Annotated in this window: 16 protein-coding genes; 11 read left to right on the top strand and 5 right to left on the bottom strand. The window is 66.2% G+C overall.

Annotation, left to right across the window (positions count from 1 at the left end; all coding sequences use genetic code 11):
• The first annotated feature begins 31 nt into the window (after positions 1–31).
• The 5 genes from VI340_RS14125 to VI340_RS14105 all read left to right on the top strand — a co-directional run bounded on the left by VI340_RS14125 (position 32) and on the right by VI340_RS14105 (position 4,435).
• On the top strand, positions 32–1,240 hold the full coding sequence (locus VI340_RS14125) for an inorganic phosphate transporter (RefSeq protein ID WP_008307357.1): 1,209 nt from the start codon (positions 32–34) through the stop codon (positions 1,238–1,240).
• Positions 1,241–1,362: 122 nt separating this feature from the next.
• On the top strand, positions 1,363–1,752 hold the full coding sequence (fer1, locus tag VI340_RS14120) for a ferredoxin Fer1 (protein ID WP_004590522.1): 390 nt from the start codon (positions 1,363–1,365) through the stop codon (positions 1,750–1,752).
• A 102-nt stretch (positions 1,753–1,854) separates the two neighbouring features.
• Positions 1,855–2,874: an A24 family peptidase gene (locus tag VI340_RS14115; protein ID WP_336358584.1), complete on the top strand. Its 1,020-nt coding sequence runs from the start codon at positions 1,855–1,857 to the stop codon at positions 2,872–2,874.
• A gap of 47 nt (positions 2,875–2,921) precedes the next feature.
• Positions 2,922–3,284, top strand: a complete 363-nt coding sequence (gene hisI / locus VI340_RS14110) for a phosphoribosyl-AMP cyclohydrolase (RefSeq protein ID WP_336358583.1) — start codon at positions 2,922–2,924, stop codon at positions 3,282–3,284.
• Positions 3,284–4,435: a DUF7118 family protein gene (locus VI340_RS14105; RefSeq protein WP_336358582.1), complete on the top strand. Its 1,152-nt coding sequence runs from the start codon at positions 3,284–3,286 to the stop codon at positions 4,433–4,435. Before hisI ends, VI340_RS14105 begins: the two co-directional genes overlap by 1 nt.
• Here the strand turns inward: VI340_RS14105 and glmM are convergent.
• Positions 4,420–5,799 carry a phosphoglucosamine mutase gene (gene glmM / locus VI340_RS14100; protein ID WP_336358581.1) on the bottom strand — a complete coding sequence of 460 codons (1,380 nt, stop codon included), beginning with the start codon at positions 5,797–5,799 and terminating at the stop codon, positions 4,420–4,422. The two genes, VI340_RS14105 and glmM, sit on opposite strands and share 16 nt — an antisense overlap.
• 86 nt (positions 5,800–5,885) lie before the next feature.
• On the opposite strand from glmM, the gene pyrE reads away from it, so the two are divergent.
• Positions 5,886–6,437, top strand: coding sequence for an orotate phosphoribosyltransferase (pyrE, locus tag VI340_RS14095; RefSeq protein WP_008307366.1), 552 nt, complete (start codon positions 5,886–5,888; stop codon positions 6,435–6,437).
• Positions 6,438–6,523: 86 nt separating this feature from the next.
• A complete protein-coding gene (locus tag VI340_RS14090) occupies positions 6,524–6,772 on the top strand; it encodes a glutathione S-transferase N-terminal domain-containing protein (RefSeq protein WP_008307368.1) in 249 nt (82 codons plus the stop codon).
• Between the two features lie 265 nt (positions 6,773–7,037).
• On the opposite strand, the gene VI340_RS14085 is transcribed toward VI340_RS14090, so the two are convergent.
• Positions 7,038–8,006: a transcriptional regulator gene (locus tag VI340_RS14085; RefSeq protein WP_008307370.1), complete on the bottom strand. Its 969-nt coding sequence runs from the start codon at positions 8,004–8,006 to the stop codon at positions 7,038–7,040.
• A gap of 128 nt (positions 8,007–8,134) precedes the next feature.
• On the opposite strand from VI340_RS14085, the gene VI340_RS14080 reads away from it, so the two are divergent.
• The 3 genes from VI340_RS14080 to VI340_RS14070 all read left to right on the top strand — a co-directional run bounded on the left by VI340_RS14080 (position 8,135) and on the right by VI340_RS14070 (position 10,125).
• Positions 8,135–9,400: a tRNA(Ile)(2)-agmatinylcytidine synthase gene (locus tag VI340_RS14080; protein WP_336358580.1), complete on the top strand. Its 1,266-nt coding sequence runs from the start codon at positions 8,135–8,137 to the stop codon at positions 9,398–9,400.
• A 258-nt stretch (positions 9,401–9,658) separates the two neighbouring features.
• Positions 9,659–9,865: a hypothetical protein gene (locus tag VI340_RS14075; RefSeq protein WP_336358579.1), complete on the top strand. Its 207-nt coding sequence runs from the start codon at positions 9,659–9,661 to the stop codon at positions 9,863–9,865.
• 56 nt (positions 9,866–9,921) lie between these two features.
• Complete coding sequence (locus VI340_RS14070; protein ID WP_050007395.1) at positions 9,922–10,125, top strand: hypothetical protein; 204 nt, start codon at positions 9,922–9,924, stop codon at positions 10,123–10,125.
• A 1-nt stretch (position 10,126) separates the two neighbouring features.
• Here the strand turns inward: VI340_RS14070 and VI340_RS14065 are convergent, their stop codons facing one another.
• Positions 10,127–11,191: a pyridoxal-phosphate dependent enzyme gene (locus VI340_RS14065; protein WP_336358578.1), complete on the bottom strand. Its 1,065-nt coding sequence runs from the start codon at positions 11,189–11,191 to the stop codon at positions 10,127–10,129.
• Between the two features lie 147 nt (positions 11,192–11,338).
• Positions 11,339–12,295: a succinylglutamate desuccinylase/aspartoacylase family protein gene (locus VI340_RS14060; RefSeq protein WP_336358577.1), complete on the bottom strand. Its 957-nt coding sequence runs from the start codon at positions 12,293–12,295 to the stop codon at positions 11,339–11,341.
• 99 nt (positions 12,296–12,394) lie between these two features.
• Between VI340_RS14060 and VI340_RS14055 the strand changes: the two genes are divergently transcribed.
• A complete protein-coding gene (locus VI340_RS14055) occupies positions 12,395–12,646 on the top strand; it encodes a DUF7536 family protein (protein ID WP_420182172.1) in 252 nt (83 codons plus the stop codon).
• 7 nt (positions 12,647–12,653) lie between these two features.
• On the opposite strand, the gene VI340_RS14050 is transcribed toward VI340_RS14055, so the two are convergent.
• Positions 12,654–13,877 carry a potassium channel family protein gene (locus VI340_RS14050; RefSeq protein ID WP_336358576.1) on the bottom strand — a complete coding sequence of 408 codons (1,224 nt, stop codon included), beginning with the start codon at positions 13,875–13,877 and terminating at the stop codon, positions 12,654–12,656.
• Positions 13,878–14,024 lie beyond the last annotated feature (147 nt).

The following is a 14,024-nucleotide window of genomic DNA, read 5'->3' as shown; positions in this document are numbered from 1 at the left end:
TGTTTTAACCCAGTGAGGGACTGGCACCTGTATGGTCGAAGTTCTCTTTGCCCTCGGTGTTCTGGTGGCTATCTTCGTCGGCTTCAATATCGGGGGGTCTTCGACGGGTGTCGCGTTCGGGCCTGCAGTCGGGTCAGATACGCTTTCGAAACTGTCCGCGGCGGCCCTGATGACCATCTTCGCGCTGGCCGGGGGACTCATCGTCGGCCCGGAAGTCGTCGAAAGCCTCGGGAGCGACCTCGTCGAGACCGCCTTCTCGCCGCTCATCAGCATCGTCGTGCTGTTTTTCATCGGCGTCGCGCTGTTTCTCTCGAACGTGGTCGGCGTCCCGGCGTCGACCTCGATGACGGCTGTCGGCGCTATCGCCGGTCTCGGCCTCGCTCGCGGGACGCTAAACGCCGCCCTGATGCTCGAAATCGTCTCGTGGTGGCTCGTTTCCCCGATCATCGCCTTCTGGGTCAGCGGGGTCATCGGCCGGTACTTCTACCCGCGCCTCGTCGAGTGGTTCGCTGTCTCCCAGAGCGAGGGGTCGCTACTGGATTTCGACCGGTCCGGCTCGATTCCACAGCCGTCACTCGGCGAGAACACGACGCCGCGTGAGTTCGTCGGGACCGTCGTCGTCATCGGTATCGGCTGTTACATGGCTTTCTCGGCGGGCGCGTCGAACGTTGCCAACGCCGTCGCCCCCCTTGTGGGGAACGGCTCGCTAGATATGTACCCGGCTATCCTGCTCGGCGGCGGGGCCATCGGTCTCGGTGCGTTCACCATTGCCCGCCGAACGATGGACACGGTCGGCAACGACCTGACCGACCTCCCGCTGGTCGCCGCCATCGTGGTCGCGGCGGTCGCCTCCACCATCGTCACCTTCCTCTCCGCGCTGGGTATTCCGGCGAGTTTCGTCATCATCGCCACGATGAGTATCGTCGGTCTCGGGTGGGGCCGTGCAACGCGAACGACGAGTATCTCCGATACTGTGCATGGTGAGACCCCCGTCGCGTCTGTCGGTGCGCTGACCACCGACGCGGAGGCTGCGGACGCGCCGACCGTCGGCGGAAAAAAGGGGACGCCGAAGCCGGCCGAGACCGAACCCATCGGCGAGGAATCACGGGAGGACATCCCGTCGGCGTCGGACCTGTTCGAACCCGGGACCACCGCCAGAGTGATTTTCCTCCAGAACATCGTCCCGTCGATTGCGACGCTCGCGGCGTATCTGGTGTTCAAGTTTTTGCCGATCGCCTGAACAGTATCGGCCCGAACAGATGCCGTCAGTTCCGACGAATCCCCGCGTTGTCCCTCATTATTTTGCACGGCCTAAAACCGAAGGGCAAAGTCTAACAGGGCGGGGTTCGAACCAATCAGGTGATGCCCACGGTAGAGTACCTTAACTACGAAGTAGTGGACGATAACGGCTGGGACATGTACGACGACGACGTCTTCGCAGAGGCGTCAGATATGGACCTCGACGGTGAGGACTACGGGTCCCTCGAGGTGAACGAAGGCGAGTACATCCTTGAGGCCGCCGAGGCGCAGGGCTACGACTGGCCCTTCTCGTGCCGCGCCGGTGCCTGTGCGAACTGTGCCGCCATCGTTCTCGAAGGCGACATCGACATGGACATGCAGCAGATCCTCAGCGACGAGGAAGTCGAAGACAAGAACGTTCGCCTGACCTGTATCGGCAGCCCGGACGCCGACGAGGTCAAGATCGTCTACAACGCCAAGCACCTCGACTACCTGCAGAACCGCGTCATCTAACGCGGCTCCTGCAGCGCACTACACTTTCTTCTTCCAGCAGCGACTGCCTTGGACAGCCGTCGTACCGGAACCATTAGGGGTACCCCTGTATTGCGTACAGCCGTGCTTGGGTCGATACCGGACCTGCTTCGGCTGGTCGCCGTCCCGGTGTTCGGGTGGGCGGCCTACCGCGACGTGAAAACCCGCCGGGTGCCCAACCGGACCTGGACCCCGCTTGCCGTGCTGGCGGTCGTGCTCCTGCTGTGGGACGCCTACACCGTCTGGGCCGGCCCGACAGTGGTCGGCCAGCGGCTGTTCTTCATCAGAGTCGCGATCAGTCTCGGCTTCGTCATTCCGCTGTCGTACGGCTTCTGGCTCGTCGGCGGGTTCGGCGGGGCCGACGCGAAGGCGTTCATGCTCACCGCCGTCCTCTTTCCCGTCTATCCGGTGTACTACCTGTCGACCGTCGCCCTCCCGCTCCAGCAGAGCGCTATCGGCGTGTTCTCGCTGACGATCCTCTCGAACACCGTGCTTGCTGGCATCGTCTATCCGCTGGCCGTCGCCGCCGGCAACCTCGCTCGGGGACGCTTCTCCCTAGCGATGTTCATCGGCCGGCCCGTCGCCGCCGCCGACGTCACTGAAGAGTACGGTCGACTGCTCGAATCGCCCGACGGGTTCGACCGCGGCGGCCTCGACCTCGACGCCCTCCGGATGTACCTGCGCTGGCGCGGTTGCTCGCTCGCCGACATCCGGGCCGATCCCGACCACCATCGGCGTCCGACTTCCCTCCCGGCGGTTCCGAACGACCCCGGCGACGGTTCCCTGGCGACCGACGGCGGCGATCCGGTGGCCGACGACGTAGAAGGACCGGCAGACCGTGACGCCGGGGCCGATGAGACCGACCGTCCCGCCGCCATCGACGACCCGTGGGGTGCCGAGCGGTTTCTGGACGACATCGACCACTCCGCCTACGGCACGTCGCCGGCCCAGCTCCGTGACGGACTGGACGTGCTCGCCGAACAGGACGAGGTGTGGATTTCGCCCGGGATTCCGTTCCTCGTCCCGATGTTCGCCGGGCTGATCGTCTCGCTCACCTACGGCGACGTGCTGTTCTCGCTGTTGCAGGCTGTTGGGCTGGCCTGACCCCCCGCAGCAGAAGACCTATTTTGCGGACACGCCTCGGCCCGAGTATGACCGAGGTCGACCTCGCGTTCGACGAGCAGGAGTACATCCCCGCTGTCGCACAGGACGCAGACACCGGCGAGGTGCTCATGCTCGCCTACGTCACAGAGGAAGCGCTCCGGAAGACCCGCGAGACGGGGGAAGCCCACTACTACTCGCGGAGCCGGGACGAACTCTGGCACAAGGGCGGGACCAGCGGCCACACGCAGGCCGTCGAAGAGGTGCGGGTCGACTGCGACGGGGACGCGCTGCTGTACGTCGTCGACCAGACCGGCGGGGCGTGCCACACCGGCTACGAGTCCTGCTTTCACCGGACTGTCGACGGCGAGACGGTCGGCGAGCGAGTGTTCGACCCCGACGACGTGTACTGATGGCGCGATCCGATACTGAGATCGAAAGCAGTGCAGGAACTCCCGACACCGTTGAGCGCCTCGAACAGGCCGCCGAGACGCACGACCGGGCACAGGAACGCGTCGAGGAGGTCGGCGCAGACGCGCTCCGTGACTGCCGTGGCATCTACAGCGAACTGCGGACGCTACTCGAAAGCTACGACGGGCGGGCGACCGGCGGCGGCGACTTCGAGGCGTTCATGGAGTTTCAGGGCCGCGTCGGGACGCTGACCGACGATCTCCCCGAGGACCTGCCCGAGCGCGATACCTTCGAAGAAGTCGACGACTTCCTCCAGCAGCGGCGACTCACCGAGGGCGACTTCGAGCAGGCCCGCGAGATGCTGTCGCCCGTCGGCGACCTCGTCGGGCGACTCGACGAACTTGACGACGCACGCGAGCGGTACAAGAAGGCCCGGACCGAGGCGAACCGTCGACGCGACGAACTGAGCGACCGCATCGACGACCTCGAACGCCTCCAGCGCCTCGGCGACGCCGACCTCGATGCGCCGGTCGAGCATCTCCGTGACCCCATCGAGCGCTACAACGACGCCGTCACCGAGGCGTTCACCGAGTTTCGGCGCAACACGCCGGCCCGGGAGGCCCTGGCCGTCATCGAGCGCGCGGAGGCGTACCCGCTGGTCGAGTTCCGGTCCCCGCCTGCGGAACTGCTGACCTACGTCCGCGAGCACGACGCCGGCCGGGAGCCGATTCCGACACTGCTTGAGTACGCCGATTACTCCGCCTCGAAACTGGACCACTACGTCGACGACGCCGCGGCGCTCCGCAGCGCCGTCGCCACCCGGCAGACGTATCTCCGGCGGCTCGACGCTGAGCCGGTGCGGGTCGACTGGCCGCCGCCGTCGGCCGACGCTCTGCCGTGGTTCTGCCGTGAGTACCGCTCGGTTGTCGCCCGCTTCGCCGACGAGTCCGTGGTCGCGGGGCTACGGGAGGTGCGTGGACTCGCTGAGCGGGACGACTACGAGCGGCTCCGGGAGAGCGCCGTCGCTCGCTCGGAACTCACGGAATCAGAGCGCGAGCGACTGGCAAGCGGCGCTGTCGAACAGGAACTATCGACCGCCCGCGAGGCCAGGGCGGCTATCGACGACGCGCTGGAGACTTATTCGCCGCTGTAAGTGTCTGTCCGCTGGGTCGCTCGCGTGACCATCGTTTCGGCCAGTTCTTCGGCGCGGTCGAGTGTCCGCGCTTCTGCGTAGACCCGGACGACGGGCTCCGTGCCGGACGGTCGGGCCAGTACCCAGCCGTCGCCGTAGTCGAGGCGGTAGCCGTCCGTCGTGTCGAGGTCGGCCGTCGCGTCGTTCGCGTGGGCCTCGATGCCTTCGAGCATCGCTTCGCGCTCGTCTTCGGTCTCGTATTCGAGGTTCCGCCGGACGTTGTAGTAGTCGTCGTAGTCCGCGGCCACCTCGCTCGCGGGCCGCTCGGCGACGAGTTCGAGGAACTTCGCGGCGGTGAACGCGCCGTCTCTGGCGATGCGGTAGTCGGGAAAGAGGATGCCGCCGTTGCCTTCGCCGGCAATCGCGACGTGGGTCCCCTCGTCCTGCAGTTTGCGGATGCGGCTGACGATGTACGTCGAGCCGATGGGGGTCAGCGAGAGGGTCGCGCCGGCGTCCTCGACCACGTCCACAAGGCGCTGGGAGGCGTTGACCGCAGAGACGACGCCGTCGCCCGACTCGATTTCCGCCGCCGCGAGCGCCGCCAGCGCGGCGTCGCCTTCGATGTGTGTCCCGGTTTCATCGACGAACATCCCGCGGTCGGCGTCGCCGTCGTGGGCAAAGCCGAGGTCGGCGTCGGTCGCCCGGACGAACGCCCGGAGGTCTCCGAGGTTCTCGGCGACGGGTTCGGGGTCGCGGCCGGGGAAGTGGCCGTCGGGCTGGGTGTTGACGGTGTGGACCTCACAGCCGAGTTCGCGGAACAGGTCGGGGCTCGTCAGCGAGCCCGCGCCGTGCCCGGGGTCGACGACGATAGTGAGGTCGGCGTCGGCGATACGGTCGCGGTCGACGGCAGACAGCACCTGCTCGCGGTAGCGGCGGCGGGCGCTATCGATGGCGGTGTCGGACCCGACTGTCTCCCAGTCCGCGTAGGCCGGGGTGTCGTCTCGCAGAGACTGCTCGACGTGGTCGAGCGTGTCCCGCGTCAGTTCGACGCCGTCCGCGCCGATGAGCTTCACGCCGTTGTACGCGGCCGGATTGTGACTCGCAGTAATCATCACGCCCGGAACCCCTTCACGCTCACAGTAGGCCTGCAGCCCTGGCGTCGGCACGACGCCGAGGCGGTCGACGTCGAACTCGACGGTCGTCAGGCCGCTCGTCGCGGCGTTGATAAACGTCCGCCCGGTCGTCCGCGTGTCCCGGGCGATTGCCACGCGGTCGTGGTCGTCACGCCAGACGTCCCCGGCGGCCTGTGCAACCCGAAGGACGTACCGCGGTGTCAGCTCATCGCCCGCGACACCCCGGACGCCGCTCGACCCGAAAACTTGCATTCGAGCGAGTGTCTGACGCGGAGGGGCTTAGGAATGTCGCTGTCCGAATTCAACAGTCATTAGCCCCGTGACCGTGCAGTGAGCGTATGGCAAACGACGACCTCATCGCGGCGCTACGGGACGCCGACGCCGTCAAGTTCGGGGAGTTTGAGCTCTCCCACGGCGGCACGTCGAACTACTACGTCGACAAGTACGTCTTCGAGACAAACCCCGACTGTCTGGATCTCATCGCCGGGGCCTTCGCCGAGCGCATCGCTGAGTGGGACACGGACGCCACGCTCGCCGGCGTCGCCCTCGGTGCGGTCCCGCTGGTCGCAGTCACCAGTGTCGAGACGGGCATCCCCTACGTTATCGCCCGCAAGCAGGCAAAGGAGTACGGCACGGGCAACCGAATCGAAGGGGATCTGGCCGACGGCGAGGAGGTCATCATCCTCGAAGACATCGCGACGACCGGCCAGAGCGCGGTCGACGCCGCCGAGGCGCTCCGCGAGGCCGGCGCTGTCGTCAATCGCGTGCTCGTCGTCGTCGACCGCGAGGAGGGGGCCAGCGAGAACCTCGCTGACCACGACCTCGAACTGTCCTCGCTCGTGACGGCGTCGGACCTGCTGGCCGACGCACCCGACGATATCGACGTGTAGCGCTGGCCGGAACGCTCTCGGCCCTGCGCGGCCGGGACACACCACCGATGTGTTCTTGACGCTGGCTCGCCTACCCACGAGTGCAAATGGCTAATCTCGAACTCTACGAACTCGAGGGGTGTCCGTACTGTGCGAAGGTAATCAAGAAACTCGACGAGCTGGGCCTCGACTACGAGTCCCACATGGTCCCGCGGTCCCACGGCGAGCGGACCGAAGTGAAGGAGGTTTCGGGCCAGACGGGCGTTCCCGTCCTCGTCGACGAGGACAACGGCGTCGACGGGATGCCTGAATCCGACGACATCGTCGAGTATCTCGAAGAAACGTACGGGCAGTAAGACATCTCTATCGCGGTCGCGCTACGCGCGACCGTTTTTCGCCCACGTTTTTCGAGTCGAGCGGGACCGAAGGTCCCGCTGACCATGCGAACGGGCGCATCGCGCCCGTGAGCAGAGACCCCTCCCGCAGCGAGTGGAACGAGCGAGGAGGGGTAACGACGAAAAAGGTGGATTGTCGAGTATCTCGAAGAGACGTACGGGCAGTAGACCCGGGGCTTGCGGTGGTTCTCGTTTTTACGTGACAGCGAAGACTGAGAGCGCCCGCTCAGGCGACTTCCTCGCGGTCCTCGCCGCGCTCCATAATGAGGTCGCGCAGGTCGATGGCGTCCTCGATGTTCTCCATCTCCTCTTTTTCGATGAGCGCGGTCCCCTCGACGGACTCCCGCCGGAGTTCGTCGACGACGTACACCGACCGGGTCCGGGTTACCTCGCCGACCGAGGACATGATGCGCGCCCGTTTCTCGGCCGTCTCGGTGAACGCCGAGTGACCGGCAAGGACCTGCCCGTGCTCGTCGTCGCTCTCGTTGACGCTCTTGAAGGGCGCGCGGTCCGTCGGGTGGACCTCGAAGCCGATACGGGTGAATACCGTCACAATCGGCTGGTCTTCCGGTGCGACATCGGGGTCGTCCGGTGTCGGCTCGTCGTCCCGGACCTCTTCGGCGCCGTCGAGGACGCTCACCGGCGAGGTCAGCGGCGCGTCGAACAGGTCCTCCAGTTCGGCGGCCACCTCGACGGAAGCGTCCATGCCGTCCTCGTATTTCGAGACCGTCCGTCGGGAGACGCCAAGTTCCTTCGCCAGACGGCCCAGCGACCAGTCGCGGTCCTCGCGCACGTCGGCGAGGATCTCCGAGTCGATGTTGACGTAAAGCCCGCCCGGAGCGGCGTAGATGAGCGGTGGGACCTCCTCGACGAACAGGTCCATCGCGGTGTCGGGCGACAGCACGGGGACGCCGTGCCGGAAGTAGACGACGCCGGGTTTCAGTTCCTCGTCGCGCGTCCGGAGGCCGATGACAATCGGCGTGGCGTTCAGGTACGTGCCCAGTCGCCGCATCTCGCCCCCTGTCTGTGCGTCGAAGGCGTCGATGTTGCCCAGTATCTTCAGGAGCAACACGTCCTCACCGCGACGAGCAGCGATGTCGAAACTCTTCGGACGAATCGCACAGCGGTCGCTGACGAGGAAGCCAGCGTCTTCGAGCATCGCCATGACGTTTTCCACCAGCGCCGACCGTGACATAGTACTCTGTACCTCTACTGAGTCTAGACCGTTCACCCATTATATGCATTGCGCCGTTCGTTGAGGTTTCAGGCCGGGAACCGGGACGTGACGAAAGGCGTTTGACCGCCTCGGGGCTACAGAGTAGCGTGACTGTCGTCGGCCTCGATGACACGGACTCGCGCGAGCGGGGGATGTGTACGACCTACGCCGCCGCCACCCTCGCGGAGTCGATACGGAACGCTGGCGGGACCGTCGAGCGACTGCTGCTCGTCCGACTGAACCCCGCCGTCGAGCACAAGACCCGCGGGAACGCGGCGCTGGCGGTGCATACTGACCTCGACGCCGACACGGTGCGTGGACTGGCCGAGGACGTGCTCGACATGGCCGAGACCGACGACCCGCGGACCAACCCCGGCGCTGTCGTCGCCGACTGCGACCCCGAAGACGTCCCACCGCAGGTCGCAACGTTCGCCCGCGAGACAATCCAGTCGATACAGGACCCGATGGCTGCGACGACGCTAGCCGACGTGGTCGGGTTCGCCCGTTGCCAGCGGGGCAACGGCCGCGGCCTCGTCGGCGCGCTCGCGGCGGTCGGGGCCTGGGCCGCGCTGTCGGACTGGACCTACGAACACATCGCCTACCGGGAGCAAGACCGGTGGGGCACTGAGCGGGCGGTCGACGGCGAGAGCGTCCGCGCCGTGGCGGCCGAGTACTACCCCGACGTGTGGGACACTGTCGACCGTGCATCGGGCTATCCGGTCTGCGTTCCCCGGACGCCGTGTCCGATTCTCTACGGGATCCGCGGCGACGACCCCGACACCTGTCGCGCCGTCGCCGACGCGATCGACAGCGAACCCATCGCCCGCCGGGCGACGTTCGTGACGAACCAGGGAACGGACGTTCATCTACAGGACGCGACCCTCGACGCGGTCACGGCTGACAGCGCCTACCGCGTCACCGGCGACGTGGTCGAGGCCCCCGAAACGCGGGAGGGCGGGCATGTGTTCGTTACGCTCGAGGGCGACGATACGACCCTCGACTGTGCGGCCTTCGAGCCGACGAAGGGCTTTCGCGACCGGGTCCGCTCGCTCAGGGTGGGCGACCGAATCACCGCCTGTGGCGAAGTGACCGACGGCACGCTCAAACTGGAGAAGTTCGCGGCTCGGGAACTCGTTCGGACGGAACCCGTCACGCCGGACTGCCCGGACTGTGGGCGGTCGATGAAATCCGCCGGCCGGAACCAGGGCTATCGGTGTCGGGACTGCGGGACCAGCGCCGACGGCAAGACCGAGCAGTCAATAGAGCGGGGACTGGAACGCGGCTGGTACGAAGTGCCGCCGGTCGCGCGCCGCCACATCGCCAAGCCGCTGGTCCGTGGCGGGTTCGACGCGCCCACTCACCCGTCCCGCTGAGACGGATTAGCGTCGCGGTGTACCGGTCTCTCTCGACCTCGGGGACGACTTATGCGGAAATGAGCGACAACAATTCGAATGCGGTGTGATATCGTCACGTAAACCTCCCACCCGACGATCAATCGTGGCCCTGGTCCTGTCTTCCATCTGGTTCGAACCGGCTACCGTCGAGTAAGCACCACGAATATTCCGGTAATACGGGGATATATCTCGATTTAGACTACGGATAACAATATTGATATACCGTTATGTGCGGCCATGAGCACCGAAGGGGCAGACACCCAGCGGCGAAATACGGCCGACGGCGAGGTCGCCGAGAAGCTATTGACTGTCGAACACGAGCCGGCTGCGGGCGGCGGCCAGCGCTCGATCCTGTATCTGCCCGGCAGCACGCCCTCCGAACTGGAAGCGAACTGGCTGGCCGTTTCGTCTGACCTTCTCGTCCCGCTTGACGACGTTCAGTAGCCCTTACGCCCGATAATCGACAGGTAACAATAATGATACCTGTCGTGAATCGAGATATGGACTCCGATACCCGGTCGACGAGTGCGGTGACGGCAGCGGCTGACGCTGACGAGGGAACGCTACCTGCCGTGGTACGCTCCCGTCCCGACGGTAGTGAGCGACTCATCTGCTACGCGCCAGATGTCGACACGACAGACGTAGAGGACCAGTGGCTCTCCGTCGATGCCGACTTTCCGGTCTCGACACTGCTGATGCGGTAGGCTAGCCGTTTCGTCCGGTCAACGCAACAACCACGTCGTCACCGTCCTGGAGTTCTCCCCGCTCTCTGAACTGAGGGAGCGCCGCCGTCGCCGTCGCACACGTCGGCTCGACGTGAAACCCTGCCCCACTGAGTCGGTCGCGCTCTCGCTCGGTTGCCGCCGCGGAGACGGCGACGGCGGCACCATCGGTTTCGTCGATTGCATGCCGTATCTGATGGGCACGCGGCGGGTCACGGATGTGGATCCCGTCGGCGAGATCGTTGGCAGCAGCGGCGTCCGGTGTACTGCCCTCCTCGTCGGCGATGGGACTGTACCCGACCGCTTGCGTCCCCAGTATACGCGGGATAGCGTCCGTCCATCCAGCTTGCTCCAGTGCCCGAAACCCGCGGTAGAGGCCGAGAAACAGCGTCCCGTGACCGAGCGGTGTGACGACGGCGTCCGGCACGCTCCAGTTTCTCTGGGCGGCGATTTCGTAGGCGGCCGTCGCCGTCCCGGCGAAGAACGCGGGGTTCCAGGCGTGGCTGGCGTACCAGCCCGCCCCGTTCTCCACGGCGTCGATACAGGCCGCGGTTACGGACTCTCTCCTCCCCTCGACCGGGACCACGTCGGCTCCGGTCCGTTCGATGCGGCGAACCTTCGCTTCCTTCGCGCTCGCCGGGACGTATATCTTCGCGTCCAGGCCCGCTCGTGCCGCGTAGGACGCGACTGCCAGCCCGGCGTTGCCCGAGGAATCTTCGAGCACGCGGTCGGCTCCGACTTCGAGCGCTTCGGCGATGACCGTCGCCGCGCCGCGGTCCTTGAAACTCCCCGTCGGGTGGAGATACTCCAGTTTGAACGTGGCGTCCCACTCGGGCGCGTCGACCAGCGGCGTCCAGCCTTCGCCTAAACTGACCCGCTCACCCATCGGGAGGAAGTCAGCGAAGTCCCAGACGCCGCTGGCCCGCGAGAACTGCGCCGGTCGGCTGTCGGGCAGGGGCTGGCTGGCGTAATCAAGCGGAGCCCCGCAGGAACACCGCCAGGGTACCTCACGGGGGTACTCCCGGTCGCAGACGCTACAGGTGCGCATGGGCTTGCTCCGTGGCGAACCGTCCAAAAGCTGGCGGCGTCTGTGGCGCGGTAGTCGGTGCCTGCGGCTGGGCTGGCGGAGCGCACAGAGCGATGGCCGGGCGGCCGCACCGCGGCCGAGGACACCCTCCGAAGTGAAAAGTGGTTGTTAGTAGGTATCCACGTTCGTCCCGACCGAGCAGACGTACTCGCCGGTCGCGACCTGCGGGAGTCGACGGGCACGCCAGAACACGCCGCTGGAGTCGGCGGTGATTTCGGCCTTCGGTTCGCCGAACACGTCGGTCACCTCGAACAGCGTCTCGCCGCGGGCGACGCGGTCGCCGAGGTCGGGCTTGAGGTCGATGAGGCCGCCGACGGGAGAGCCGTACTGTTCGAACCCGGAAGCGCGGGTCTGGGGGCGCGTGTCGTGGTGACCGTCGAGGAACCCGTAGTAGTTCAGGACGTTGAAGACGCCGTTGACACCGCGCTGGATGGAATCCTCGTCCCAGCCGACACAGCCGCCGAGTTCGGGGTCGATTGTCGGCACGCCCTCGTCGGGGGCGGCGCGGGCCAACTGGCCGTCGGGGCCTTTCTGGTCGAGGATGTAGCCACAGCCGAACACTTTCGCGAGTTCGAGACACTCCTCGTGGAGGCGGTGGCGGGTGCCACACCGGACCCGCACCTCGTCGATCATTTGCGAGGTCGACCCCTGATGTAGGTCGAGCACGTAATCGGCGCTGATGGCGGCGTTGAACGTCGCCGCGGCGATGCGCTCGCTCGACGTGCCCGTTTTGTCGCCCGGATACGCCCGGTTCATCTTCGTGTCGTCGATCGGGTTGCGGTGCTCGGCGACCTGGAACGCGTGGTAGTTGACGACGCCACAGACCAGAATCGTCCCGGATAGCTCCGTCGGGTCGAGCTGCGGGAGTGTTCGCTGGATGACGCCGACGCCGTTCAGTTCGTCGCCGTCGCTGGCCGCCTGTATGTAGAGTGTCCGTCCGTCGTCGACACCGTTGACGACGGCGACCGGTAGCCCGAACGTCGACCCGTCGCGGGTCTCACCGACCTCCAGCCGCCCCGTGTCTTTCTCACCGGGGGCGGCGGTCGCCGTACCGAAAGTAACCATTGTTCCCACGTTTGCCTTGGGAGCCTTTACTGGTTCGGATTCCGCCAGCAGTTGCGCCGGACCGACGGCATCTTGGGGCCGCCGGCCCTATCGACAGGTGTGTCCCAGTCCGAGCCACAGAGCGGGAAAGCGGCGATGGTCGCGGCGCTGAACGTGCCACGGAACGCGAAAATCGGCTTCGTACTCGCCGGCCTGTTCACGGCGGGGCTGTTCGCCCTGTTCGTCCTGCCGGGGACCCAGCGCCCGATGGGGTTCTACGTGGCGCTGGGGTTCGTTCTCGCGACGTCGCTGGGCGGTCTGCTGACGGCGCTGTTCACGGCCCTGTCGGCTGTGCGACTCGCAAGACAGTAGCAAAACGCTATTTTCCCTCGGCCAGTTCTGTAAGCCGACCGCCGCCGGTTCGAGTCCCCTTCGCGATGAGCACGTCGCCCGTCTGAATCTGCGTTTCCGGCCCTGGCGAGACGACCCAGTCGCCGCCCTCGCGCCCGGTCCGATCGCTCTCTCCGGCCCCGCGGCGGATCGCGATAATGCGCATACCTGTTGCCGTCTTGACTTCCGCGTCGCCGATGGTCGTCCCGGCGAGATCGCTGTCGGGGTACACTGTCGTCCGAACGATGACCTCGTCGGACTCCTGGACGGCCTCGGCGACGACCGGATGCGTCGACAGCCCTCGCAGGACACCCTCGCTCATCTCCAGTGCGGCGTCGGAGATAACCTCTGTCGACCGGGCCAGGTGGACGAGGCCCCGCAGCGACACGGGGTCGTCGATGTCAGCGGCGGCCCGGAGCGTCCAGGCCTCGAAGCGGGACTGCAGCGCGTCGACCTCGGCTTCGAGTTCGACGACCTCTTCGGCGACCTCTGTGCTGTCGAACAGTACCGCGCCGTAGGCTAGGTCAACCGCCAGCTCGCCCATGTCTTTCATCAGGACGATAGAGTCGACGGCGCGTTCGAGGTCCCGGACGCCACCCTCGGGCGGTTCCGGCGGTTCGTACACGTCGCCGGTCGCGTCCTGATACACCTCGGCGATACCGTCCTCGGGGCCACGGAACAGTACCACGTCGTCCGCTTCGAGGCGCGTCTCCCGGTCGGGGTTGAGCAGCCAGTTCCCCTGCCGGCGAATCGCCAGCGCGCGGACGCCGGTCTCGGTTTCGAGGTTCAGGCCCCCCAGCGTCTCATTGGCTAGCCGAGAGTCCGAACCGATTGTCGCCCGCACGAGCGTCTCGACGGCTTCGGGCAGGGCCGCCCGCATCGTATCCGGCAGGCCGATATCCTCTAGGACTATCTTGGCGATGTCGCCGGCGGCGTCGCTGATCTTCTCGGCGGCCCCGACCATCCCCAGGACGGGGGCCAGCGACTCCGCGTCCGCCGTCGACCGGCAGGCCATCAGGAGGCTCATGCGTGCGCGCAACTGGAGCACGTCCATCTTCTCCTCTAACTCCAGCACCTCCGCGGCCACGTCGTCGCTACCCAGCAGGACAGCCGAGTACGAGAGGTCGATGAGCAACTCGGCGGTGTCTTTCATCTCGGCCAGTACCTGCTTGACGCTGACCGGTTCGTACTCGACCGTCCCTGTCGGGTCCATGGCCGCCGGTTCGATGCCCCCGAGCAAAAACGTTCCTCACTGTGTGAGGAGATAGCGCGCCCCGCTATTGGCTATGACTGGCCGTTTGCATACCAGTGTGGGTGCTACGTTGGGGTATCGACCCAAATAGACCGGTAATCAGATGGA

The organism is Haloarcula sp. CGMCC 1.6347, from assembly GCF_037078395.1.
Lineage (GTDB): Archaea > Halobacteriota > Halobacteria > Halobacteriales > Haloarculaceae > Haloarcula > Haloarcula amylolytica.
The sequence above is the reverse complement of the archived record's forward strand: the minus strand, read 5'-3'. Positions and strand labels throughout refer to the sequence as shown.

What these genes read in the sequence shown, in the direction of transcription:
- VI340_RS14070 (WP_050007395.1), top strand. Translation starts at nt 9,922, where the DNA reads ATGGACTCCGATACCCGGTCGACGAGTGCGGTGACGGCAGCGGCTGAC.
- VI340_RS14050 (WP_336358576.1), bottom strand. Translation starts at nt 13,877, where the DNA reads ATGGACCCGACAGGGACGGTCGAGTACGAACCGGTCAGCGTCAAGCAG.
- VI340_RS14085 (WP_008307370.1), bottom strand. Translation starts at nt 8,006, where the DNA reads ATGTCACGGTCGGCGCTGGTGGAAAACGTCATGGCGATGCTCGAAGAC.
- VI340_RS14075 (WP_336358579.1), top strand. Translation starts at nt 9,659, where the DNA reads ATGAGCACCGAAGGGGCAGACACCCAGCGGCGAAATACGGCCGACGGC.
- pyrE (WP_008307366.1), top strand. Translation starts at nt 5,886, where the DNA reads ATGGCAAACGACGACCTCATCGCGGCGCTACGGGACGCCGACGCCGTC.
- VI340_RS14090 (WP_008307368.1), top strand. Translation starts at nt 6,524, where the DNA reads ATGGCTAATCTCGAACTCTACGAACTCGAGGGGTGTCCGTACTGTGCG.
- VI340_RS14060 (WP_336358577.1), bottom strand. Translation starts at nt 12,295, where the DNA reads ATGGTTACTTTCGGTACGGCGACCGCCGCCCCCGGTGAGAAAGACACG.
- fer1 (WP_004590522.1), top strand. Translation starts at nt 1,363, where the DNA reads ATGCCCACGGTAGAGTACCTTAACTACGAAGTAGTGGACGATAACGGC.
- hisI (WP_336358583.1), top strand. Translation starts at nt 2,922, where the DNA reads ATGACCGAGGTCGACCTCGCGTTCGACGAGCAGGAGTACATCCCCGCT.
- VI340_RS14125 (WP_008307357.1), top strand. Translation starts at nt 32, where the DNA reads ATGGTCGAAGTTCTCTTTGCCCTCGGTGTTCTGGTGGCTATCTTCGTC.
- glmM (WP_336358581.1), bottom strand. Translation starts at nt 5,799, where the DNA reads ATGCAAGTTTTCGGGTCGAGCGGCGTCCGGGGTGTCGCGGGCGATGAG.
- VI340_RS14105 (WP_336358582.1), top strand. Translation starts at nt 3,284, where the DNA reads ATGGCGCGATCCGATACTGAGATCGAAAGCAGTGCAGGAACTCCCGAC.
- VI340_RS14065 (WP_336358578.1), bottom strand. Translation starts at nt 11,191, where the DNA reads ATGCGCACCTGTAGCGTCTGCGACCGGGAGTACCCCCGTGAGGTACCC.